Origin of the sequence: Undibacterium sp. SXout20W, assembly GCF_049340285.1 — a bacterium.
GTDB lineage: Bacteria > Pseudomonadota > Gammaproteobacteria > Burkholderiales > Burkholderiaceae_D > Undibacterium.
The window spans coordinates 48,171-72,056 of sequence record NZ_JBMPPH010000021.1; the positions used below are offsets into that span (position 1 = coordinate 48,171).

The following is a 23,886-nucleotide window of genomic DNA, read 5'->3' on the forward strand; positions in this document are numbered from 1 at the left end:
GTTAGAATAGGAAAACGCTTTATTGTGACGATTATTTGTAAATTTCGCAGAAAATTCCCTCATCATAGACCCTCACCAACCTTAAGGAGAGATGTATGCCTTTGCTTCACCCACAGATTTCTGCTGCAACGCAAGATCAAATTGAGAAACAGCTCGCGGCTATCCAAGCATTCTCCAGCGCGGCTTTTGGTGGACTAGAAAAAATTGTCGCACTCAATTTTGCCACGGCAAAGCAAGCGATAGATAGATTGGCCAGTAACACTGAGCATGCTTTTAATGTTAAAGCGCCGCATGAATTATTGGTTAAAGTACAAGAGCAGAGCACGCCGCAAATTGAGAGGCTGTTGGCCTACGGGCGCGAACTAGCGACGATTTCCGCTAGTTTTCGTGAAGAAGTTTTGCATCTGGTCAATCCTTCACAAGCATCGATCGCGACACCAAGCATCATCGCAGTGCAATCTGACGTTGTTGCTTTGCCGATTTCGAAAGAAGTAAAGCCTGTAGTCAAAACAAAAGCAAAGACAAAAACAAGCACAAGCAAAGCCACACCGAAGGCAATTGCAAAAACGCCAGTGAATACACAATTGCCCTTATTAAGTGAACCTGAGCAAAAAACTCAAAAAGCAACAAAACCACCTGCAAAACCAGCGTCTAAAAAAGTAGTAGCAAACGCCAAACCTGCTACGAAAGTTGCAAAGACATCGGCAGTAAAAGAAACACCTAAAGAAGTAGTTAAGGACGTAGTTAAGGCGACCGTGGATACCCCCAAAACCAGTCCTAAAATCGCAAGCAAAAAGATCGCGAAGCCAGCAGAAAAATCTATATCTGCCAACGCTGAAGGTTTGACAGGTTCGACACCTAAAAAAGCAACGCCGCTTGCGAAAGCAACAGTAACTAAAGCAGCAATTAAGAAAGAAAGTGATTCCCCAGCAGTGATTTCAAACACAACAAAAGTCGACAACAACACATCTGAACCGGTTGCAGTTCCAAAACCTGTCGCTGAAGTTACCACAGCGCCAGCAGTTGAGAAAAAATCTGCTGTGAAATTTCCAGCAGCGCTGACCCAAAGCTTGCAAGGAGATAAGCCGGCATTTCCTAAAACGGGCAGCAGACCAGCATTCAAAGCAAAATCAAGCCCTGCAACAGGGGCGAAAAAGCGTGTTCGCCAATAATTGACGATTGTACTTTTAGCCACATAACTTGCACCTATCATTATTGCTCATAACATTCGAGCAATAAGAAAAGCATGATGACCCAGTTCATCATGCTTTTTTTTATTGAAAACCTCCGTCTTTAAACTCACGAATTCTCAAACCCCCTTCGCAAATAGATAAAAATTGCGCTCTAAAAGTTGATTAATTCAGAATTCGAGCGACATGCTCTATCGTCAAAAAACGACACCATCTTAATTTTTAATATTAAATTTAGATTTTTTAAGAATTAAATTTCAAATATTTAGATTTAAGAAAATTTAATCTCTTTTAATGAAATTTTGAATAAGCTTGTAAGTTATTCGAATGAAGACCGACCAAATCACTGTAGCATCAAATATTGCAGTACCAATCTAGCCAAGCTACAGGCTCCTTAAATCAAACCGGAGGAAACTATGAAATCAACATCCCTGACAAATGTTTTGAAAAAAGTCGTTGGCGCGTCCGTAGTAGCAGCATCAGCCATCGCTGCTGCACCTGTAGCAGCCGTCGCTGCCTGTGCACCAAAGTCAGCTTGTGCTGGTAAAAAAGGCTGCTGTGCAGCAAAGACTGGTTGCTGTGCGGCCAAAAAAGGTTGTTGCGCAGCTAAAAAGCATGCGAAAAAAGGCTGCTGTGCTGCGAAAAAAGGCTGCTGTGCTGCGAAAAAGGGCTGCTGCGCTGCCAAGAAATAATTTAGCGCTTCGTGCACGCAGTGATCAGTTCATCTGCTTCGCTGCGTGCATTTCAATCCATAAACAGTCTCTGCCCTCTCGTCAAGCTCGGTCAACATGATGAAACTACCTCAGGTACTCAAATACAAGCCTGACTGGACTCAATATTCAGACACAGAATTGAAACAATTTTTGCAAGCTGCAGCTAAGCTCATTGGCAGTATGCAGAAACTGACTGAACAAAATAAACAAGTCGTACAGAGTATCATTGGCGATCATGTTTTCGTTGAATGGAATCATTATCCAGAGAATGACGTTCGCGACGATAAAAACGCCTCCCAATATTTTTACCATGCTCATCCAGGTCTGCAGAGACCTTTTATTGAGCATGGCCACTTCCATCTATTCATACATGCTGAAAAGATTGGTTTACGGCGCCCAGATCCATCCTATTCGCCGGCGCCAGCACATCTGGTTGCCGTATCGATGGATGCGCTAGGAATTCCAAGTGGTTTTTTTATCGTTAATCGCTGGGTAACCAAAGGGCCTTGGTTAACCAAAACAGAATGTGAACGCGGACTACAGCATTTCAAAATTCCACCCAATAAGGGTGAAAAAGAGATCAATTCTTTCTTAAAGTCGCTGGTTCAGCTTTATCAACGTCCCATTTCAGCTCTGCTGGAACAGCGTGATGAGATCATGAATACCTTATCCGGGCAACGTGACCGACGCAGCGTGTTTGCTGATCGTCATATCGAAGTCTTATGTTATGTCCCGATTCATTTAATGGACGATATCGCTTGCCTGGAACTCGCTGTGCAAAGAAAAAGTAAAACTAAAAAGAAATAAAAAACGAACGTTTTGTAAGTTTTTTGTATTTCCAACGACTACTTGATATCTCGTTCACGTTCGCCCGATTCAATCAATTAAAGGAGTTTTACCATGTCATTAAGCCGTCGTTCACTGATTATGCATATTTGTGCTGCCGCTGTTCTTAGTTTTGCAGGAAATAGCGCGTTCGCTGAAGCTATCGCTCCCATTTTTTCTACACAAGCTGGCGCTATTCGTGGCTACGACCCGGTCGCTTACTTTAAGCAAAATAAGCCCGTAAAAGGTAAAGCAAATTTGTCTTACGAATGGCAAGGTGCTACCTGGCATTTTAGTACTCAAGCCAATTTGGATGCATTTAAGGCAGATCCAGAAAAATATTCACCGCAGTACGGTGGTTACTGCGCCTACGGTGTAGCGCAAGGGTATACACCAGAAACGGATCCGTATGCATACAAAGTGGTCGATGGAAAATTGTATTTAAACTTAAGCAAAGTTGTTCTTAAGCGCTGGCAAGAAGACATTCCTGGCTATATTCATGATGCCAATCAAAACTGGCCAGACTTAAAAGCTGGTACGTACGTCGAAAAGTAAGAATTAATTGAAGATTTAATTAATGCATTAACAAATATAGTTGGGCGGTTGCAGCCCGCCCAACATTTGCTCAATTTCTGAGATTAACTTTCGAGATCGGGTCCTGAGATATTAATGCGAATCTTATAACTCCGCCATACGCCGCAAACGTTCCTGCTCCTCAAAAATTGCTGACTCGATCTCTTTCATGACGGCACCGACGTTCACTGGGCGGGTATCCGCAGCGACATAACCAGTCAATTTACTGTCAGGCGTCAATTCACCGGCAACATATAATTTCCAAATTTCTTTACCGTATTGCGTGCCATTCAATTCTGGCGCAAATTGTCCAAAATAAGAGGCAAGGTTTGCAACGTCACGCTCGAGCATCGTCGCCGCTTCGGTATTACTTGCAGCATCAATGGCTTGGGGCAAATCGATAATCACCGGGCCTTCCGCATCAACCAGGATATTAAACTCGGACAAATCGCCATGAATCACACCCGCGCATAACATCAAAACCACTTGCTGTAATAATTGCGCATGATATTGCAAAGCCAGTGCATGGGACAACGCAATATCATTGAGGCGAGGTGCAGCATTTCCATCCGCATCCGTGACCAAATCCATCAGCAACACGCCCTCAAAACAGATGTACGGCTTAGGTACTTTAACGCCTGCCGCCGCCAGTTTATAGAGGGCATCGACTTCAGCATTTTGCCAGACCTCTTCCTGCATCTTGCGACCATACCGCGTGCCCTTCTCCATCGCACGCGCTTGTCGGCTATTCTTAACTTTTCGTCCTTCCTGATATGAGGCCGCTTGTTTGAAGCTACGTTGGCTTGCTTCTTTGTAGACTTTAGCGCAACGTATTTCCTCGTCGCAGCGAACCACATATACAGTCGCTTCTTTGCCACTCATCAATTGACGCAGAACCTCATCGACCAAGCCTTCTTCGACCAATGGCTGGATTCTCTTAGGTGTTTTCATCTAGGTTCTTTGGCTAGGGTAAATTATTTACGCGGCTTGCCAGCGCGCTGGGGCGGCGTGTGTGGGCGTGACTTGTTGCGTTGATCATAAATCGTTTGCGCATCTTGTTCGGCACGTTCCTGGGTGCGCATCTCAGGGATATCGTCATGTAAAGTAAAAAAATCGTTTGCCTGTGCGCGCATGACATGTTTGATCGCATCTTCATCGGTCAAATCAAATTTTTCCGTCATGAGTGTGGTGACTTCATCTAGATATTGCTCGTAGGTCATCATAATCGAAATTCCTTCAAATCAGGCGCCATTGCGCCTTTTAAGTGATAAATAGTAATAAGTTGCCAGCATTAAATGCTGGCGTTTTTAACTGGTGGGTTCAACCAAATGCTTTAAACTTGGGGCAGTTTGTATGTATTGACGCAGATTCACTCTGCCAGCATTAAGCCACATTTGACTTTAGCGATCTTTAGCTTTTTACTATGATGTATTGCACATCATCGAAATCAATCGTCGATAAAATCAATATTTACCCTTGAATTGTCGCCAATGCGGTATTCAGCACAGCATTGTACACGTGACCGGAGCATCTACCGCTAAATGGCAAGAATCGTTTGAATGGCTTGACGGCTTAATGGCTTGATGGTCTCTACTTCTTTCGTAGGTGATTTTTTGTCAAATTCTCAGCTACAATTCCGCCTTCAACGACATATTGCAAGGATTGAATCATGAGCATCACCATTCACGAAGGCTTACGTGCGTATATCGATCCACTAACCGAACACGAATACGCAGCGCTTGAACGTAGCATTCTCACAGAAGGATGTCGCGATGCCTTAGTATGTTGGGGTGATGTCCTGATTGATGGTCATAACCGCTATGCCATTTGTCAACGACACCAGATCCCGTTTAAGATCGTCCAAAATGACAATTTTAGCAATATTGAAGATGTTCAATTGTGGATGATCGATAATCATCTGGGCCGTCGCAGCGTCTCCGACTTCCAACGCGGCATGCTTGCCCTACGAAAAAAGGAGATTATTACGGCCCGCACTAAGCAACATGAAGAGAGCTTGCCCTCCGCGGACACTGAAAGTGACGTCGCTGTGCCGGTGATTAAACCGACCCAAAGTCGTCAGGAAATTGCACGAGCCGCGGGCATCAGTAGCAATGCCGTAGTACAAATAGAAAAAATCCAACGTACTGCTTCCCCAGCGCTGGTGCAGGCAGTACGAGATGGTACGATTTCGATTAGTGCAGCAGCGGCCGTTGCTTCGCTGCCGAATTATGAGCAAATTGCTGCTGTCGCCGGTGGTCGAAAAGAGTTGCAACAAGCTGCAAGGCAAGTGCGAGAAAAAATTCGCGAACAAAAAGCACCAGAAAAAAATGCGAATCTGGCGGCAAAACAATCAGAATCATCTGAAGCAACCAATGAAAGTCGTACGACAAATTCAGACGATCAACAAAGTGATCCGGATATTCCAGTGTTAAAGCAAAAAATCATCGCTTTGGAGCATGAAAATGCTGCTTTATTAGAGAAAATAGCGCAGCTTCAAGCAGCGCTCGAAAACGTCCAGGCAAATGTCTAAAAAATAGGTTCAGGGTAAGTGAAAAATACGCGGTTGTTCAACATCGTTTTTATTTGTTCAAAGTTCTTTTTGGAAAAGTAAACCACCATGGCTCAAACACGTCAAAGCTTATCGCATCGATTTTCAAGCGAATCCACTGCGGATGAATCGATACATCAAACGACACTAAGTACGCTGGCAAAAGCGGCACAAGGTAAGCCATTTATTTTGGACGACGTACCGCTACGGATGATGTATTTGACACCAGATTGTATGCAGAGTGTTATGCGTATTGATGACCCGACGCACCTGTTATGTGATTATTCCAGGACAATGATGGGGTTAGTGCTCTTTAATCCACAGCCTCGTCATATTGTATTGATCGGGTTGGGTGGCGGCTCATTGGTCAAATACTGCTACCAATATTTTCCGGAATGCCGAATTACAGCAGTAGAAATCAACGCGGATGTGATTGCGATGCGTGAACAATTCATGATCCCCGCAGACGATCAACGCCTCAATATCATTCACGCTGACGCCGTGGATTGGTTACCTCAGCAACAAGGCGATGCCGATGTAATTTTTCTGGACGCTTATGACATCAATGGTTTAGTTCCGGCGCTCAATAACAAAGACTTCTATGCGACTTGTTACAAGCAATTGAATAAAGGGGGAATTTTGGTTGCTAATGTGTGGGGAAAACCCAGCACTTTGGCGCCAATGCTCACCATGCTGCATCAACAATTTTTGCATCAGGTCTGTTGGGCAAAATCAGCTGACAGTTATAACTTACTCGTATTTTCAGTCAAAGAAAGCGATGCAATAGTTGATGCGGTCACACAGCAACAGGTCGCAGACAGCCTCATTGAAAATCACCCAACGCTAGAACTAGGAGCTTTAATAAAAAAATTAAAGTCTCTCGGGTATCAAAAACAGGCGTCAATCCCTGAAAGTCAACTATCAGCAGCGCTGTTAAAAAGTCTGCGCAGCATCATGGTCAGCGATGCCAACGTTCCCCAGAACTATGCTGAATTCAAAGCCTTAATGCTCCCCTCTCCGACAGATTCTAGCCGCTACTGAAACATCAAGCGACGTCCTTGTATTTTTTCTACGCTTAAGGAATTGCAATTTTCCTTGCCTCTTGCTCTGGTAAATAATTACTCAGTATTTTCCTGACAGTGCCATCTTTGTGCATTTTAGATACCAACGAACCCCACTTTTCTGCCTCGCTAGCGCTAAATGATTGCATTGAAAGTGCAAGACCACCATATTTTCCAGTATTCGGAGGACTAACATCATAAGCGATGAGTGTCTGATCTATTTTAAGCTCTTTGGCAATAGGCCGATAAGACATTGGGTAGATGAGCGCAACGCTAAATCGTTTGGCGACCAACATTTTCAGTAAAGCTTCTGTATCCGCCGCCTCGATCACGCGATTGGCTTCGCGCAACTGTTCAAGAAATGGATTAAAAAATACACCATGATCAAATTGTCTTTGAACGCCAATAGTGATCGTCGGGTCGCTCATTATTTGTTCCATCGAAACGAAATTTTTAGGTAGCGGCGTCATGGCGACGATATACGGTGTTGAGTAACGCAGATTAAAAAAATAAGCGTACTTTTCACGCTCTGCTGTACGAACTCCCGTGCCGACCATATCGACCTTGCCATTTTGGACTTCAGCCCACAGTCGAGCGATCGGCAAAACGACTATATCAAATTTGCATTGCGTTCGGGCGCTAAGCTCGTTTGCGATGTCAACGTCCATCCCTTTACCATTGTGAAAATAGTAACCAGAGTCAAACACAGCATAACGAATCGCTCGTGCCGGACACACTGGAATGTCAGCACTCACCGCGCGCTGAGTATGGAAAAAAATAATGAATATCAAAATTATTTTCAATATTTTCAAAATTCACCTTTGCGTTTTCAGGACGTCGAATCTTTTCCAACAGCTTCATCGTACACGGCGAATCAATTTAGATGAGTGAGGGCTTGCCATTATTGATGCGCTATTTCGAATCTAATTCGTTCAAACCAGATTGCACCTTTCTCACTTACTTTTATACTAGTTTCAGAACACACCTTTGCCAAGAAGAAACTGATCAGAAAAGCTTGTTGTAGCAAATTTAATACGCCTAATTTGTGAATGAGATCATGATTCCTCATCACGTAAACCAAGCTTTTTGTAAGGAAATGGGATTTCGTTTGACTCATCATTATTGATCAATTTGGAGAGCACATGAAAAATCTATTACTGACATTAGCGATAATTAGTGCCTTCGTGAATGCGAGCAATGCGGGCGAGATATGCGGCAAAACAAGTCCTCCACACACGGTCGCGCTGTTAGAGCTATACACATCGGAAGGTTGCGATAGCTGCCCGCCAGCCGATAAAACGGTACGACATCTTCAAGATTTGACAGGTTTATCGACCGAACAGCTCATTCCTATCGCTTTGCACGTCAATTATTGGGACTATATTGGCTGGAAGGACCCTTATGCGCAGATTTTCCATGCCGAAAGACAACGCGATCTGGCACAACATTCTCGCGCACGGGGTGTGTACACACCCGAATTCTTCATCAATGGACAAGAGTTGCCAAACTGGCGTGGCGATTTGATCAAATACACAAAAAACATCAATCTTCAACCTGCAAGAGCGAGTCTCCATCTCGGCATAACCCAAGTCTCCGAAAATATATTGCTGATAAAAACCGAAAGCGTTTCACAACAAGCAGACGAGCTACATTTGGTCCTGTTAGAGAATGGACTGGTAAGTCAGGTCAAAGCTGGAGAAAATAAAGGATCGACGTTGCAACACGATGCCGTCGCCCGCAACTGGTCAAACAGCATCAAATTAACGGCCGGAAGTCCACATCACGAAACTTTCCAATTAGCCATCCCACCTCAGGCAGTTAAGAGTAACTTATCGGTCGTCGGATTTATCCAAAATCAAAACGGCGCGATCTTGCAATCTTTACTTCTACCAGTTTGTAAAACACAGATTTAAATACTTTTTTCGATCAAGATTGTCATTGCGAGTGAAGTCTGGCAAGCTTGTGGCATGCGTTCAAGCAATAACGCTCAGTATTCGCGACACAAGGAACTTGCCATGTACGATGAAAATGACTTTACCGCTGTTTCAAAATTTTTAAAACTAGGCATCAAAATTGCGATTAGAAATCCAATGGGGCAAAACCCTGTGTTTGAGTCTAATTTTCCTAACCCAAAGGGTGCGATGGTCAAACTCAGCGAAAAAAGTCTGTACGACGTTGAACGAAAACTCCGGGCGTTAATCGGCAATGATACGCCCGTCAAAACGAAGCTTACGCCCTTCGTCTATTTGGGAACTAATTTTCGCGGCATTATCTATTGCACCAAAGGCTCCTTCGACTATGTTCTGCAAGAGACGCATGATCTGTTTGGAACCGAATCTAAACGTATCGTCCGCCAGGCAGACACTTTTAATCAGCTATTAAGTTAAGCCTGGTTGTCCATGTCCACAGGACACGTTAGATCGATCAAACTTTACCTGGATTTCTCAGTAAATCAATGGAATAGCCATAGAAGGTGCCGACATTCACCGACATATTCCCCTCATTCACCGATAAATAAATGACATGCCGCTCAAGCTCGGCTATCTTGCATCAACACCTCATCAAAGTTCTCTACAAGCTCTTTAAGGAAAGCAGATGCGTGATAATCCGATCGATTCAACGGCAAAAAATGCCAAAAATTTGATATTTGGTCTCTTTTTAGTTGCCACAGGCTGTTTAATTTTGATTTATGGCTGGGATGATTTCGTTCTCATGGCGACGATGAAATGGTGGTATTTCGTCCCTGCGCTTATCGCTGTCTACGGGCTCATCGATATTGCTCTTGGTAGAACTGCCAGACGTATTGGCAAAGGCTGCTTTAAGATTATTTTTTCATTCTGGTTGTTTGCGTCGATGGAACATCTATGGGGCTGGACATTCAGGACTAGTTGGCCCCTGATCCTGATAGCGATTGGCGTACAGAGTATCGTCTCAGGCTTACTCGCTTCTAAACAAGAATCCTGATTAAATTTTTTCGCGGAGTAATTATTATGAGTCAACGGCAGCAACATAATCGAGTAGTCATTGGTACTATCATCTTAATTTTTGGCGCCTTAGCCTTCATCGATAACTTGAATCTTTTTAATACCAGAATCATTCTGGAATTCTGGCCAACCGTGCTGATCCTCATTGGCGCTCTCAAAATGTCACGTAGCGACACAGTATCTGGACATTTAATTGGAGGCGGTTTTATTACGGTTGGAACACTTATGATTTTGCAGCACCTGGGATTTGTGTATTTTAGCAGTCGCACATGGTGGCCTTTAATTATGATCTTTGCTGGCTTGTCGATTATCTTCAAAGACCGCATCAAAGCAGACGTTAACGCAACAACTCAAATCGGTGAAAGCGACGAAAATACAAGTAATTTGTCGGCAATTATGAGTGGATCAAAATCGCACAACTCATCTCAAAACTTCCGTGGTGGTGAGCTTACCGCAGTGATGGGTGGAATTGAGCTGGACCTACGCAATGCATCGATCGATGGTACCGCCACACTGAACGTGTTTGCTGTGTGGGGCGGCATAGAGTTAAAAGTTCCCGCCGACTGGACTGTCGTCTTGCAGGGCGTTCCTATCCTGGGCGGCATTGAAAACCGCACCGTTCCACCGATGAACCGCAGTAAAATCTTAACGATACAAGGCTATGCAATTATGGGCGGTATAGAAATTAAAAACTAAGTTGCGCAAGCTATATGCATCCAATTTTATCGGACTTCCGCAGATTTCTCTGGCACGTCGCACTCTGGTTCATTGTGGGCGTGGCAGTGGCAAAACTACTTGCTTTCACGGGGTTTAGTGCCCCGCTCTATGCTGGTTTATTAGCGATACCGTTGAGTATTGTTTTTGGATTTTTAACGACCTCCGCCTATTATATTTCACGTTCTTTTCAGACGCCGCATTATGCATTTTTTACTATTGCCCTCATTTTCAGCGTCAGCTCTCTGATCTCTGGATTTCTCAGCTTGTCTCTCACCTATTTATGGAATTGGTTACTGGAATATATAACAGCACCACCAGTCGCAAGCGCCATGACATCGCATCTCAACGTATTAATAGTTGCAGTTTGTTTTTTCCTCTATTTTCTGGCGCTGCTGACGTATGACATGGTGATCGCATCTGACAACATAAAAGCCGCAGAAAAAAGGGAAGCAAATGCCCGCTTACACGCACGCGATGCGGAAATGCAGGTTTTACGTTCGCAAATCGATCCCCATTTTTTATTCAACAGCCTGAATTCCATCAGTGCCCTGACGGCCATTGATCCAATTGCTGCACGTGAAATGACCATCGCATTAGCTGATTTTTTTCGCAAAACGCTCGTCTTATCAGAACAAGAGAAAGTGAGTCTCGAACAGGAACTCAGCTTGTGCGAGGATTTTTTAGCTGTCGAGAAAATTCGCTTCGGGAAAAAATTGCAAACCAATATCCAAATTGACGATCTATTAAAAGCGGCGCAGATACCGCCAATGATTTTGCAACCCTTGCTCGAAAACGCAATCAAGCACGGAATTAGAACGATCGGTGAAGGGGGCTGTATCACTATTCACATGACGAAAAATGCAGACTGGTTGTATATAAGGATGAGCAACCCAATCAACCCAGAAGTAACGCCCGTGAGAGGCTCAGGTCTGGGACTACATAATTTAAAAGCACGTTTTCAGGCGTTGTATCACGATCAGGCCAGGGTTGAATGGAAGCTGTCAGAGAAGATGTTTGTCGTCGAACTCACGCTACCTTTGGAGTTACAAAATCATGTCTAAGCCACTACGCGTCGTTATTGCGGACGATGAAAATTTAGCTCGCATGCTCATCAAAGAATACCTACGTCCCCATACCGATTTGGAAATAATCGCCGAATGTGAAACAGGTACAGCAGCAGTGAACATCATTGAGACAGAACGCCCTGATCTACTCTTTCTTGATATTCAAATGCCGGAACTAACAGGCCTAGAAGTCTTAGAAGTCACCGGACGTCTCAATGGCGTTATTTTTACTACTGCCTATGATCAATATGCACTAAAAGCTTTTGATTTGCATGCCATCGATTACTTACTAAAGCCGATATCACAGAAGCGTTTCAATGAAGCATTGGAGAAAGCAAAAAAATTGCTCTCGATGAATGCGCTGGAAGATGCTAATAACATCCGAAAAATCATTGCCAGAAATACCGATAAAAATCAGCAACTACAAATTCGTGATCGCGGCCAGATATACACCGTCCCAATTTCTTCGATTGACTACATCAAAGCGGAAGACGATTATGTGTTAATCCATGCCGCTGGTCAGGTACGGATGAAAACACAAACGCTTTCTGATATGGAAGAACAATTAAATTGCACAACGTTTGTACGCATACATCGCTCTTATCTTCTGAATTTAAAGGCACTTAAATGCATAGAACGACAAGGCAAAGATAGTATGGTGGCGACACTACTGAACGGAGAAAAGTTGCCAGTCAGTCGTTCTGGCTATGAAAGATTAAAGCTCTGTTTGGTATAAGGGCTATTCTGAACCAAAAAAATACAAAAAATACAAAAAATACAAAAAATACAAAAAATATCGCAACAACATAGTGAGTCAACGAAATACCATGTCAACTTTACCCTATAGCAACACGGAAAAATAAGAAGGTCAACAACGATATAGGCCAGCATTAAACAGAAGCACTGGACGACATCACTAATTAATTGCCTTCATCACCATAGCCAGCTCCGTACGCGTCTCCTGCATTAATGACTCCAGATTATCCTCTTCAATACCTAAGGCATTCAGACCAGGATGAGCAGTAGTCAAATCAAGCTGTTCTATGCTATTCGCCACAAAGTGAGCATCCAAAAAATCCGCGACAGTCAATACATCGGTCACCGTGACTCTATGGCCGATCTGCGGACGATATCCACGGTGATTTAACACGGCATTACGAATATCCTCATCAATGTCCCATTCTTCCAAAATCGCATTACCGATGCTGGTATGCCATTGATCGATCAGGTTCCATAGAATTTGTTCCGAGGTAAATAAATCCTGATAATGATGCGCTCGATTTAAAATATAAAACTTGCCTATGCCGTGCAATAGTCCAGCCAACATGGCCTTGTCAGCACTCAGCTTTGTATGTCTGCGGGCAATGACCATCGCCAAGGCCGAAACGCGCAAGCTGCGGCGCCATAGACCTTCCAATTGAGTCCCTAAGGTGCCGTTAAATTTATTCTCGGCAAGTTGCTTCATACCTACAGCAATAGCGAGATTGCGAACAGCCGCAAAACCTAAAAGCATGGTCGCGCCACGCAAATCGTTGATCACTCTTGATTGAGGGTTAAATGCAGCTGTATTGCACAAGTGCAGTACTTTCGCAGACAACACTGGTTCACTACCAATAATGCGAGCGATCACATTATTCGAAATATCTGGCTGGCTTAAGGCTTTCCTGATTTTCATCGTAGCAGCCAGCGATGTCGGGAAAATCAATTTTTTATTCGACAGCTCATTGGAAAAATCTTCCAAAAAAGCAAACTCATGCGTTTTATTTGCGCTCATAGATAGTTCTCTGGTCTCATCTTGGCATCACCTGTAATAGCGCATAACAGGGATCGTTTTCATGCTACTCGTCGCCAGATTTAAAATGATCAAGCGTCATAAAAACTGGTCGAACTTTAACTTCTGTGTAGATTAATTGCCTCACGGGTTTCTAATGCTACACGGCGAGCAGCGTCAGCATAGCTTTCGTTTTTCAGCGTTTTTGCATACAAAATAGCGCGCGATGAATTGATCATCATACCTGTGCCGTTTGCGGTTTTTCCTGCATTAACTGTTGCAGCAATGTCGCCCCCTTGCGCGCCAATACCTGGTACCAGCAAGGGCATGTCGCCAATAATTTGACGTACTTGCGCTAATTCATTGGGGAAAGTTGCGCCAACGACCAATGCTGATTGGCCATTTATATTCCACTTTTCAGCAACTAATTGCGCAACATGTTGATATAAAGGTTTGCCACCAACATCTAAAAACTGCAGATCGGACCCGCCTGCATTCGACGTACGACATAAAACAATCGCACCTTTGTCTTTCCATTCCATGTATGGCGCGACAGAATCAAAGCCCATATACGGATTGACGGTGACTGCGTCAGCTTCGTAGCGTTCAAATGCTTCGCGGGCATATTGTTCTGCCGTCGCGCCAATATCTCCACGTTTTGCATCAAGGACTAAAGGAATCGTAGGGTAACGTGTTTTGATATAGCGGCATATGTCTTCCAGCTGATCTTCAGCACGCAAGGCCGCAAAATATGCAATCTGCGGCTTAAAAGAACAAGCAAGATCGGCGGTAGCATCAATCATCGTTTTACAAAATGACAGGATCGCATCAGGTTTTCCTTCTAATTCAGCCGGAAAGCGTGTGATATCTGGATCTAAACCTACGCACAAGAGTGATTGATTGCCAGCCCAAGCGGCATTAAGTTTTTCTATAAAAGTCACGATTACCTCTGCATTGTCATATTATTTCAGAATAGCAGCATTATACCGTGGAGCAACCTCTGGAAATGCTATCACCGACATGCAGAAATTTGATTATCATGTGGTTCCAACGCTAGATTCTTTCGAACTGACCCAGTTTCACTCTCTTTTCACTCGCTTTTCACTCATTTTTCAGATAAATTTATGACAAAAAAAACAACAAAAGAATTCAATCTGCTGGCGCTCGATAATCAATTTTGTTTTGCACTGTATTCAGCGTCTTTGGCACTAACCAAAACCTATAAGCCTTTGCTAGAACAGCTCAACCTGACTTACCCGCAATATCTGGTCATGATGGTACTTTGGGAACAAGATGACGTCCTCGTAAAAGACATAGGCAGCGCCTTATTTCTCGATTCCGGTACCCTCACACCGCTTTTAAAGCGATTAGAAGCCTCAGGACTACTGCATCGTCGCCGCGATGAGAATGACGAACGACAAGTCAGAATCGTACTCACTGACGAAGGAAGACAATTGCGGAAAGCCGCCAGCGCCATCCCTCCCCAAATTTTATGTGCTAGTGGGCAAACACGGGAAACACTGATAGCGCTAAGGCAGCAACTTACCGAACTGAGAGACCAGCTTCATGCGGATTCTGGCGATTAAATAGCCATTACCGTCAGAAATCTATCGGGTTAATAGAAAAAAACAATGGATGAACAAGCAAAATTAGATTGCGCACAATTAAATTGTGCACTATTATTAATCCATCGACGCCGTATTTCGATTTCCAGATTCAAGGAAAGAGGTAGTCGTCGTTTTTTTACTATGTCAAAAAATGCTTTTTAATCGCTTTTTTATTTTTTCAATCGTTTTTTTCTTTACCGGAGAATCTCATGCAAGTTCTTTACACAGCAAATGCAACAGCCACGGGCGGCCGTGATGGCCGTGCAACATCCAATGATCACCAGCTCGATGTTAAGCTCACAACACCGAAAGAATTGGGTGGCGCGGGCGGCGAAGGGTCCAACCCAGAGCAATTATTCGCGGCAGGCTATTCTGCTTGCTTTATTGGTGCCATGAAATTTGTTGCTTCCAGTGCGAAGATTGCGATTCCGGCAGATGCTGCTGTCAACGGTCTGGTTGGGATTGGTCCGAATGGCAAAGGCGGATTTGGCATTACCGTAGCTCTCAATGTCTCATTGCCAGGACTAGATAAAGCGGTTGCGCAAGACCTGATCAATAAAGCCCATGAGGTTTGCCCTTACTCGAACGCGACACGCGGTAACGTTGAAGTAACGATTACATTGCTTTAATAACGCTGCTGCGCGCTACTGCAATGTTGCCAGGGCATTTTTAGGCGATCTAATAGGCTAGCGATGAGATAGCGATGAAATAGCGGTAGGATAGCGGTCGGATAGCGGTCGGATAGCGGTAGGATAGCAAAAAGCTTCCTACCGTGATCTATCCTTGACGTGTATCATTTAGAGGTATTCTCATCTCTACACATATTCTATGGTTCCTTTCGTCAGCAAAGATGAAGTCCGTCAAGCGTTGCCCTATTCGGTTCTCATTCCGTCCTTGCGTGCCATGTTTAAGCAAGACGTCGTGTCACCAGTCAGGCATGCGCATTCTCTCTCCGCGGTAAGCAACTCGACGTTATTGCTGATGCCCGCCTGGCAAGCACATGGCTCGACAGGTGTAAAATTAGTGACGGTTGCACCGCACAATACACAGCATCCGACGGTCCATGCGATTTATATTTTGCTCGATACAGAATCCGGCGTCCCATTAGCGCTGATGGATGGCGAAGAGCTGACCATCAGGCGCACCGCTGCAACCTCAGCTTTGGCATCCAGTTTTATTTCACGAGAAGATAGCCAACATTTACTCATCGTCGGCAACGGTGGATTAGCGCCGCATTTAGCGGTAGCACATTGTCACACCAGAACGATCAAAAAAGTCACTATCTGGGGTCGGAAGAAAGAGAAATCCGAACACTGTCGAGCTGCGATTCTCACTCACCCTGAATTCCCCACGCAGACTCAGGTTGATATTTCTGATCAATTAGAAGCAAGCTGTAGTGATGCCGACATCATCAGTTGTGCCACAACCAGCACAGAGCCTATCGTCCTCGGTGATTGGGTAAGAGCAGGAACACATCTTGATCTGGTTGGTGGATTTACACCGATGATGCGCGAAGTCGATGACCATTTAATGGCAAAAGCAACCGTCTTTGTTGACACCTTTGCAGGTGCGCTGACTGAAGCAGGCGATATTGTGCAATGTCTGAATAATGGGGTATTAACACGAGATGCTATCGTCGCCGAATTAGCAATGTTGTGTCGCACGGAACATTCGGGACGTCAGACAGCCAAAGAAATAAGCATATTCAAATCCGTGGGTGCCGCGTTAGAAGATTTATGCGCAGCTAATCTGGTTTGGCGAGCATTGAACAATCGCGTTGATTAAATAACTTATTGCGTAGCTTATGCGCCTTATAGCTTATGAATTTATGTGCTTTTGTGCTTTATAGCTTATTAACTTATTAATTCGCTTATTTTAAGACAATAAAAAAGGTCGACAGCATCGACCTTTTTTTTCTTGCTTCGTTAGCGGTTATACCTTCGGTGTTCCGCCTAACAAGACCGCCCGCTTTTGGGGCTTCGCTGGTGCAGAACCACCGGAGCTTAGGGTGCTGCCAATTGTCGGCGCAGGTAAAGTACTAACGCTGGGCTCATACGGCTTGAGGAACCATGGATCAACTTTTTCTCTTGGTGCCTGAAAACTACGTCCTGATTTCTCTGGTTTGTCGGCGCCGTTACGCTCTGAACGGTCGCGCCCGTGGCGTGGACGTTCTGCTTGTTGCACAGACACCGCTACAAAACCTGCTAAGGTTAAGCGGACAATTTTTTGTTTAATCAGTTTTTCGATATCGACCAACAGGCGCTCATCTTGATCGGTATACAAAGAAATTGCATCACCCTTAGCGCCGGCGCGACCAGTCCGTCCGATGCGATGAACGTAATCTTCGGCGTTATAAGGCAGATCGTAATTAATTACGCACGGCATTTCAGAAATATCCAGACCGCGCGCAGCGACGTCGGTCGCAACTAACACTTCCACTTCGCCCCGTTTGAAATCTTCCAGTGCCAACATACGCTCGGATTGTGACTTGTCACCGTGAATTGCTGACGCTTTAACGCCCTGCTTCACCAGATGCAAAGCCAGTCGAGAAGCGCCAATTTTGGTATTGGAAAACACGATAACTTGTTTCAAACCACGTTCACGGATGATAAAAGAAACCGCATCACGTTTTTCATCTTCGGCGACTTTATACAGAATCTGCGTTACGTTGTCTGCGGTCGCATTGCTGCGTGCCACTTCTATCGTTTGCGGGTTATTTAAAAAGCTGGCAGCGAGTTTTTTGATTTCTGGTGAGAATGTCGCCGAGAACATCAAATTTTGTCTTTGTTTTGGCAACAAGTTAATGATACGTTGCAGGTCAGGCAGAAAGCCCATATCCAGCATGCGATCTGCTTCATCCATCACCAGAATCTGCGTCTGGGAAAGATTAATTGTTTTTTGTTGAACGTGATCAAGCAAACGCCCTGGTGTAGCAATCACAATCTCGACGCCTGAACGTAGGGTAGCCGTTTGCGGCGCCATATCAACACCACCAAAAACAACCGTAGAACGCAGCGGAGTAAAACGTGAATAAGCTTTCACATTTTCTGCTACCTGATCTGCTAATTCACGCGTTGGCGTCAAGATCAGCGCGCGTACAGGATGACGGGCAGGCGATGCACTAGTGTTTGCATGCGCGAGCAAACGCTGAATAATAGGGAGAGAAAAACCCGCAGTTTTTCCTGTGCCTGTCTGCGCGGCCCCCATCACATCCTTGCCTTGCAAGACGACAGGAATTGCTTCTGCTTGAATCGGCGTAGGGTGTACATAACCCTGTTCAGACAGTGCGCGCAAAATTTCAGGTGCCAAGCCAAAATCCTCAAAACGAGGAACGGCTACTGGAGAGTCAATTACGGTCGGGTTGGCAGAACCCTGTACAAGTTCGGACTTAGTATCAGTCATGTATTCTATGGTGGGCCTCCCGCACATCACACAGGGCACCGACAAAATTACCGGCATCACCGCAGTTTGCGACAGTCTAAGGAGGATAAGCGTAGGCTAAGAAAGCATAGATTATATTACAAATCAAGGGCTTAGAGCAAATAAGACGATTTTTCTTGTGTAAACGAAGCACAGTCTTAGTTCAACGGCACAGCTTACTAACCCCTCTGCGCCCTTACTTCAACACCGAGATACGCTCCCCACTCCCCTTTTCGGCCGTTTGATTTTCGTTATTTTTGCTTTGATACAAAGAAAATAATGAGAATCGATGCGCTTTTCAAAGTTGGCTCTTCTTTTTCACTCTGACGCAGCATGTTTTTAAAATGGCTTCACGAATCATTAAATCTTATTGATAATCATTCGCATTCGTATTAAAATAAAACTTATTGATGCATTTTGCTACTTAATACTGGCACTGGCATTGTTACTGGCAGTGGATCCAGTTTCAAAGTCAGCCTCAACTTGCCCTTTATTGAAAGAGACCATGAATCATCGAACACCTGTCGCAGCGGCACTCATTACCTTATTTGCCCATCCCTTCGCCGCTTTGGCGCATAACGCGGAAGCAAGCGCTAACCCCGAAGCCAACCCAAACGCGGTCACAGAAGTGACAATTCAGGGAACGCGCAATGACTTTGCACCAGGCGCCGTCACGCTCAGCAAATTGCCTGCTGATTTACGCGATGTGCCGCAATCAGTTACGGTTGTGAACAAAGCCTTGATGCAATCGCAAGGCGCCAATTCAATGGCTGACGCCTTGCGCAATGTGTCTGGGATCACTCTCGGCGGCGCGGAAGGAGGTCAAATTGGCAACAACGTTAACTTAAATGGTTTCTCCGCCAGAACGGACGTCTATCTGGATGGTTTCCGTGATCGCGGTCAGTACTACCGCGATACTTTTGCGCTGGATTCGATTGAAGTATTAATGGGGCCATCATCGATGTTGTTTGGACGCGGGTCAACTGGTGGCGCCATCAATCAAGTCACTAAAAAGCCAATACTTAAAGATCTGACGGAAGTCAGCGCATCGATCACAACCAATGGTTTGGCACGTTCAACAATGGACTACAACAACGCCATTTCTGAAACTTCGGCAGTCCGAGTGATGGCAATGGCGCAAGATGGTAAAGCGACGACACGAGATCAGACGTCGTTAAAAGATATTGGTCTGGCGCCCTCGGTCAGATTCGGTATCGGTACGCCCACTGAAATCACCTTGTCCGCGTTATTGCAGCACAATCACGACATGCCCGACTACGGTGTAGGGCCATTGAATGGCCGCCCAGTTCCTGTGGCGCGCAATGCTGCGTATGGCTATGACGACGATCATACTGATTCTGATATCGCCGCATTGAATAGCACCATCATCCATAAATTTAGTCCGGAAACCACCTTACGCAACCAGACCCAGCTTAACTATGTACGGACAAATGCGGTAGAAACTGCGCCCAACACCTTAGGTACCGTCGGCGCAAATGGGTTTGTGCCGCTACCGGTTGCGGCAACCAGTAATTTACCACTGTCTGCTTTGTATGAGCGCCTACAAAGCCACGACAGAAATATTCGTGATTATTCGTTGTTTAATCAAACCGAACTGACAACGACCATCAGCAGCGGGAACTACAAGCATCACATATTAGCTGGGATTGAATTAGGCCATGATGGTTATGATAATCAGAATTTTTATCGTAACGGAACATGTAACGGCGCCCCCCTTACGACGCCTGGTGCAACGAGTGGCTATGTTGCTTGCGTGCCTTTATTGAACCCGAACAATGGGAACTCGCCCGTTAACGTCAACAGCGCTGCAGGTAATCGTGCAGGAGGTTCGGCCAACACGGTAGCAACCTATCTCAATGACACCCTGGAAATCAATCCCACGGTCAAAATTGTCGGTGGACTGCGTTATGATCGATTTACAGCCAGCATTACCAACTCAATTAATTCGGCAAATACCACCGGCAGCACTGCCATTCCTTCGGCTTATCAATCGATTGGGTTCACTAGTGTCCGATTAGGAAGCATCTGGCAACCGGATGCTAAGCAAGCCTACTACGTTTCGTATGGAACATCATTTAATCCATCGTTAGAACAATTGACAGGTACGGTAGGTCAACAAAGTCTGGCACCGGAAAAAAATCGCTCGTATGAATTAGGTGGCAAATGGGATTTGCTCAACAATAATCTGGCGCTGACCTCTGCTGTTTTTCAAATACAAAAAGAAAACGCGCGTAGTCAGATTACAACTGGCGTCTACGAATTGGATGGTACCGTCCGCGTCAATGGCTTCAGAGCTGGTGCGAGCGGTCGTCTTTCTAAAGAATGGCAATTAGCAATGAATTACACCTCCCTCGATGCCAAAGTCGTCGCGGCATCAAAAATAGATGGCACATTAGGCAAAACACCCGCCAATACACCGCGCAACACACTGACCGCATGGAGCACTTATGAATTTGCACCCCACTGGGAAATCGGTGGTGGCCCAGTTTATATGTCACAACGTTTTGCCAATGCCACCAATGTGGTCAGTGTTAGTGGTTACACTCGGTGGGATGCAACCTTGGCTTACAAACACAAAAAATATGATATCCGTTTAAATCTATTTAACCTGACCGATAAAATGTATTACGAAAACTTAATTCAATCCGACGGAGGTCGCTCGGTTCCCGGCACAGGTCGCACCGCCATGCTGTCATTGGCTTACCGTTTTTAAGTTTTACATTTTAAATTTTACGTGTTTAAGTTAAAAAGAGAATAATCATGTTGATTCATATTCCCCAAGTATTAGATCCAGAGGCATTAGCCAATGTTCGCTCTATGTTAGAACAGGCAAATAGTGCATGGGTTGATGGCCGCGTCACGGCAGGTTACCAGGGCGCGTCCGTCAAATTGAATCAACAGATCGACGAACGTTCAGAAGTTGCACGACATTGTCAGCACATCGTTTTAACTGCGCTAGAACGCAATCCATTATTCATCAGTGCAGCCCTGCCTAATGTCGTTTATCCCCCCATGTTTAATCGCTATGGCGAAGGCATGGGATTTGGTCTACACGTCGATGGCAGCGTACGCCTGCATCCGCATAACGGCAGCAAGCTTCGCACAGACGTGTCTGCGACTTTATTTTTGGCAGAACCCGAAGAATACGATGGTGGCGAATTACAGATTGCAGATACCTACGGCACACACAGCGTTAAGCTCGCTGCAGGTGATATGGTCGTGTATCCTGCGACCAGTTTGCACCAAGTCACCACCGTCACCCGTGGTACACGTTTAGCGTGCTTTTTATGGGTGCAAAGTCTGGTGAAAGACGATGGTCAACGGAGTTTGCTATTCGATATGGATACCGCGATACAAACCCTCAACCGTACCCAAGCAGATGAAACTGCACGACGTAGCTTAGTGGGTTGTTATCATAATCTTTTACGACAGTGGGGAGAAACCTGATAGTCAGAAAATTCACTTTTAGGAAGTCGGGGGAGAGCAACCCGCCGAATCCAGTCGGATAAAATAGCAGCACGGCTTGCACCTGCGCTTCAGACCAACTTAGTTACGCCAATTGGAGACCGATCGGGTCACGGTAAGCAGAGAAAAAAAAGCGAAAAGCAAAGATTAGCAATGCAAACAAGCATTGCTTCCCTACCTCAATCTCTATAAAAAATACTCCAGAATCTCATCGCCATAGTGATCGATTTGGCGAGTGGACGTCCACCCCAGATGCCGATAAAAACCGTAAGAGCGCACCGCAGGATTGCTGCTACACCCAAGGAACAAACGTCGATGACCTTTCTCGCGCAAAATCTCAATCACTCGGGGCAAAAGCTCCTTGCCTGCGCCAAGTCCTTCGAATTTTGGCAACAAGGCTAACACAACGATCTCGCCGCTTTCTGTATCTCCAAAGCAGTAGCCAATCATCTGGCCATCCACTTCTGCCACAACACCCGGCAGTTCTCCGACCTGAACACTGTGCGCCCAACTTTCCTGTGTGATACCAAGCTCAGCAAGTCTGGCTTCGGAAATGGCATTCTCGCGAGTCTGTCCCCGAATGATGATGCAGGTGGCGATGTCGTCGGGTTGTGCGGTTCGATAGATAATCAAGTTCATCACCTTTTTTTAGAAAAGATATGCTGCCAAATTGACGCAATAAGTAGAATTTTACTATGACTTAAAGGCTTGTCGAAACACCGCTCAGTACGGCGGTTTCACGCAGTCTGGGCGACACTTTAACATGTGCATTCATTAACTACGACGGGCAGAATGATAAAGTGGACGAATCAGAATAGGGATAATTTGGATGGCTGACTGATCCCGAAGGTAATCAGATCAAATTGTGGAAAGCACCGACATAACTTCCATTGACATTGGATAAAAAAACCGATGCGCGACGTAGAGTCGGACATCGGTCTTTTTGGTATCAACGTATCAGCATATCAGCATACATGACACCAAAGCATCTATTTATTTAGGAAAGCGCTCAAGTTTTTTTCCATCCGGTGGCAACTGGTACTCCGCGACATTCAATTCCATCGCCAATAGCGTGTAGTACGCTACCAAGCCTGTCAAATCAACTGCCCCTTTTTTACCAAAGCGTTTTTCCACCCGGCTAAAGCTTGCATCAGAGACGCGCTTGTTACGTTGAAGTTCGATGCAAAAGTCATAAACCATTTCCTCATCATCCGACATTCCTTGCGGACGGCGACCATCTGCAATAGCATCAGCAATGTCTTTCTTGATGCCGTTTTTTAAGGCAATTGGCTGATGTACATACCATTCGTAGTCTTGCGTCCACTCACGCGCTGTGATCAGAATGGCCAGTTCACTGAGCGTATTGCCGATCGCCGATTTGTAGCGCAGATAATCCCCCATGGAGCGCGCTTGGGACATCATTTGCGGACTGTGCATCAGTGGCTCAAATGGGCCAAATACTGGAACCTTACGATTTGCCTCAAAATCAACTGCTGCCTGTTTTTGATCGGCGTTGTATTGATCCGGTGCAATCGTTGGTAAACGATCGGCGGCCTGCGCAAAAAAACTCGTTGTCAGCAACGATACCAAAGCAATTGAAAATCGGAAATTCATGTCTCACTCCTTTATTTTTGATGAATGTTCATCATGCATTATGTCTATCAATTATTGCTTCAAAACTACTGCTTCAAAACTATTGCTTCAAATCTCTTGCTTCAAATCTCTTGCTTCAAATCTCTTGCATATCAGAATGAATATCAACGTTACATCTTAATCTGTTTTTTAGGTAACGTAATAAACGGCGGATTCAATTTCGAAGTGCAACCACATGTTGATGCGATTGTAACTGCTTCATAAATACTTGGTGCGGCGTTTTGAAGCCGAGACATTTTCTGGGACGATGATTTAAGCTGTTCATCGCCCATAA

The 23,886-nt window shown here is 45.0% G+C and carries 25 protein-coding genes and 1 pseudogene; 16 read left to right on the top strand and 10 right to left on the bottom strand.

Annotated features, from left to right (window positions below; genetic code table 11):
- Positions 1-95: 95 nt before the first annotated feature.
- Positions 96-1,172 (top strand): TIGR01841 family phasin, encoded by a 1,077-nt coding sequence (gene phaP / locus ACO0K1_RS12170; protein WP_423026039.1) that lies wholly within the window; start codon positions 96-98, stop codon positions 1,170-1,172.
- A gap of 412 nt (positions 1,173-1,584) precedes the next feature.
- On the opposite strand, the gene ACO0K1_RS12175 is transcribed toward phaP, so the two are convergent.
- Positions 1,585-1,899 carry a hypothetical protein gene (locus tag ACO0K1_RS12175; RefSeq protein WP_423026041.1) on the bottom strand — a complete coding sequence of 105 codons (315 nt, stop codon included), beginning with the start codon at positions 1,897-1,899 and terminating at the stop codon, positions 1,585-1,587.
- 79 nt (positions 1,900-1,978) lie between these two features.
- Between ACO0K1_RS12175 and ACO0K1_RS12180 the strand changes: the two genes are divergently transcribed.
- Complete coding sequence (locus tag ACO0K1_RS12180) at positions 1,979-2,710, top strand: DUF6969 family protein (protein WP_423026043.1); 732 nt, start codon at positions 1,979-1,981, stop codon at positions 2,708-2,710.
- 93 nt (positions 2,711-2,803) lie between these two features.
- Positions 2,804-3,283, top strand: coding sequence for a YHS domain-containing (seleno)protein (locus ACO0K1_RS12185; protein WP_423026045.1), 480 nt, complete (start codon positions 2,804-2,806; stop codon positions 3,281-3,283).
- A 123-nt stretch (positions 3,284-3,406) separates the two neighbouring features.
- On the opposite strand, the gene ACO0K1_RS12190 is transcribed toward ACO0K1_RS12185, so the two are convergent.
- Together ACO0K1_RS12190 and ACO0K1_RS12195 are read right to left on the bottom strand one after the other, a co-directional pair.
- Positions 3,407-4,252: a PA4780 family RIO1-like protein kinase gene (locus tag ACO0K1_RS12190; protein ID WP_423026047.1), complete on the bottom strand. Its 846-nt coding sequence runs from the start codon at positions 4,250-4,252 to the stop codon at positions 3,407-3,409.
- 23 nt (positions 4,253-4,275) lie between these two features.
- The gene (locus tag ACO0K1_RS12195; RefSeq protein ID WP_423026090.1) at positions 4,276-4,521 is read right to left on the bottom strand and encodes a hypothetical protein; all 246 of its coding nucleotides are present in this window, start codon (positions 4,519-4,521) and stop codon (positions 4,276-4,278) included.
- A 449-nt stretch (positions 4,522-4,970) separates the two neighbouring features.
- On the opposite strand from ACO0K1_RS12195, the gene ACO0K1_RS12200 reads away from it, so the two are divergent.
- Positions 4,971-5,831 carry a hypothetical protein gene (locus ACO0K1_RS12200; RefSeq protein WP_423026049.1) on the top strand — a complete coding sequence of 287 codons (861 nt, stop codon included), beginning with the start codon at positions 4,971-4,973 and terminating at the stop codon, positions 5,829-5,831.
- A gap of 87 nt (positions 5,832-5,918) precedes the next feature.
- On the top strand, positions 5,919-6,890 hold the full coding sequence (locus ACO0K1_RS12205; protein ID WP_423026050.1) for a fused MFS/spermidine synthase: 972 nt from the start codon (positions 5,919-5,921) through the stop codon (positions 6,888-6,890).
- A gap of 34 nt (positions 6,891-6,924) precedes the next feature.
- Here the strand turns inward: ACO0K1_RS12205 and ACO0K1_RS12210 are convergent, their stop codons facing one another.
- Positions 6,925-7,701 carry a substrate-binding periplasmic protein gene (locus ACO0K1_RS12210; protein WP_423026052.1) on the bottom strand — a complete coding sequence of 259 codons (777 nt, stop codon included), beginning with the start codon at positions 7,699-7,701 and terminating at the stop codon, positions 6,925-6,927.
- Between the two features lie 351 nt (positions 7,702-8,052).
- On the opposite strand from ACO0K1_RS12210, the gene ACO0K1_RS12215 reads away from it, so the two are divergent.
- The 6 genes from ACO0K1_RS12215 to ACO0K1_RS12240 all read left to right on the top strand — a co-directional run bounded on the left by ACO0K1_RS12215 (position 8,053) and on the right by ACO0K1_RS12240 (position 12,411).
- Positions 8,053-8,823, top strand: a complete 771-nt coding sequence (locus ACO0K1_RS12215) for a DUF1223 domain-containing protein (RefSeq protein ID WP_423026054.1) — start codon at positions 8,053-8,055, stop codon at positions 8,821-8,823.
- Positions 8,824-8,925: 102 nt separating this feature from the next.
- Positions 8,926-9,297: a hypothetical protein gene (locus ACO0K1_RS12220; protein WP_423026056.1), complete on the top strand. Its 372-nt coding sequence runs from the start codon at positions 8,926-8,928 to the stop codon at positions 9,295-9,297.
- 208 nt (positions 9,298-9,505) lie between these two features.
- On the top strand, positions 9,506-9,874 hold the full coding sequence (locus ACO0K1_RS12225) for a hypothetical protein (RefSeq protein WP_423026058.1): 369 nt from the start codon (positions 9,506-9,508) through the stop codon (positions 9,872-9,874).
- A 26-nt stretch (positions 9,875-9,900) separates the two neighbouring features.
- Positions 9,901-10,590, top strand: a complete 690-nt coding sequence (locus tag ACO0K1_RS12230; RefSeq protein WP_423026060.1) for a LiaF transmembrane domain-containing protein — start codon at positions 9,901-9,903, stop codon at positions 10,588-10,590.
- A gap of 14 nt (positions 10,591-10,604) precedes the next feature.
- Complete coding sequence (locus ACO0K1_RS12235) at positions 10,605-11,672, top strand: sensor histidine kinase (protein ID WP_423026062.1); 1,068 nt, start codon at positions 10,605-10,607, stop codon at positions 11,670-11,672.
- Positions 11,665-12,411 carry a LytR/AlgR family response regulator transcription factor gene (locus ACO0K1_RS12240; protein ID WP_423026064.1) on the top strand — a complete coding sequence of 249 codons (747 nt, stop codon included), beginning with the start codon at positions 11,665-11,667 and terminating at the stop codon, positions 12,409-12,411. Before ACO0K1_RS12235 ends, ACO0K1_RS12240 begins: the two co-directional genes overlap by 8 nt.
- Positions 12,412-12,591: 180 nt before the next feature.
- Here ACO0K1_RS12240 and ACO0K1_RS12245 read toward each other — a convergent pair whose 3' ends face one another.
- Positions 12,592-13,449, bottom strand: a complete 858-nt coding sequence (locus tag ACO0K1_RS12245) for an HDOD domain-containing protein (protein ID WP_423026066.1) — start codon at positions 13,447-13,449, stop codon at positions 12,592-12,594.
- Between the two features lie 116 nt (positions 13,450-13,565).
- On the bottom strand, positions 13,566-14,387 hold the full coding sequence (gene pyrF / locus ACO0K1_RS12250; protein WP_423026068.1) for an orotidine-5'-phosphate decarboxylase: 822 nt from the start codon (positions 14,385-14,387) through the stop codon (positions 13,566-13,568).
- 183 nt (positions 14,388-14,570) lie between these two features.
- Between pyrF and ACO0K1_RS12255 the strand changes: the two genes are divergently transcribed.
- The 3 genes from ACO0K1_RS12255 to ACO0K1_RS12265 all read left to right on the top strand — a co-directional run bounded on the left by ACO0K1_RS12255 (position 14,571) and on the right by ACO0K1_RS12265 (position 16,838).
- Complete coding sequence (locus ACO0K1_RS12255; RefSeq protein WP_423026070.1) at positions 14,571-15,032, top strand: MarR family winged helix-turn-helix transcriptional regulator; 462 nt, start codon at positions 14,571-14,573, stop codon at positions 15,030-15,032.
- A gap of 230 nt (positions 15,033-15,262) precedes the next feature.
- Positions 15,263-15,682, top strand: coding sequence for an organic hydroperoxide resistance protein (locus ACO0K1_RS12260; protein ID WP_423026072.1), 420 nt, complete (start codon positions 15,263-15,265; stop codon positions 15,680-15,682).
- Positions 15,683-15,881: 199 nt separating this feature from the next.
- Positions 15,882-16,838 carry an ornithine cyclodeaminase family protein gene (locus tag ACO0K1_RS12265; protein ID WP_423026074.1) on the top strand — a complete coding sequence of 319 codons (957 nt, stop codon included), beginning with the start codon at positions 15,882-15,884 and terminating at the stop codon, positions 16,836-16,838.
- A gap of 147 nt (positions 16,839-16,985) precedes the next feature.
- Here ACO0K1_RS12265 and ACO0K1_RS12270 read toward each other — a convergent pair whose 3' ends face one another.
- The gene (locus ACO0K1_RS12270; protein ID WP_423026076.1) at positions 16,986-18,455 is read right to left on the bottom strand and encodes a DEAD/DEAH box helicase; all 1,470 of its coding nucleotides are present in this window, start codon (positions 18,453-18,455) and stop codon (positions 16,986-16,988) included.
- A gap of 523 nt (positions 18,456-18,978) precedes the next feature.
- On the opposite strand from ACO0K1_RS12270, the gene ACO0K1_RS12275 reads away from it, so the two are divergent.
- Together ACO0K1_RS12275 and ACO0K1_RS12280 are read left to right on the top strand one after the other, a co-directional pair.
- Complete coding sequence (locus tag ACO0K1_RS12275; RefSeq protein WP_423026078.1) at positions 18,979-21,207, top strand: TonB-dependent receptor; 2,229 nt, start codon at positions 18,979-18,981, stop codon at positions 21,205-21,207.
- Between the two features lie 47 nt (positions 21,208-21,254).
- Positions 21,255-21,941 (top strand): Fe2+-dependent dioxygenase, encoded by a 687-nt coding sequence (locus ACO0K1_RS12280; RefSeq protein WP_423026080.1) that lies wholly within the window; start codon positions 21,255-21,257, stop codon positions 21,939-21,941.
- A gap of 204 nt (positions 21,942-22,145) precedes the next feature.
- Here ACO0K1_RS12280 and ACO0K1_RS12285 read toward each other — a convergent pair whose 3' ends face one another.
- The 3 genes and pseudogenes from ACO0K1_RS12285 to ACO0K1_RS12295 all read right to left on the bottom strand — a co-directional run.
- A complete protein-coding gene (locus ACO0K1_RS12285) occupies positions 22,146-22,598 on the bottom strand; it encodes a GNAT family N-acetyltransferase (protein ID WP_423026082.1) in 453 nt (150 codons plus the stop codon).
- A gap of 354 nt (positions 22,599-22,952) precedes the next feature.
- Complete coding sequence (locus ACO0K1_RS12290) at positions 22,953-23,573, bottom strand: carboxymuconolactone decarboxylase family protein (RefSeq protein ID WP_423026084.1); 621 nt, start codon at positions 23,571-23,573, stop codon at positions 22,953-22,955.
- 193 nt (positions 23,574-23,766) lie between these two features.
- Positions 23,767-23,886: pseudogene (locus ACO0K1_RS12295) on the bottom strand (IS30 family transposase); the annotation flags it as partial.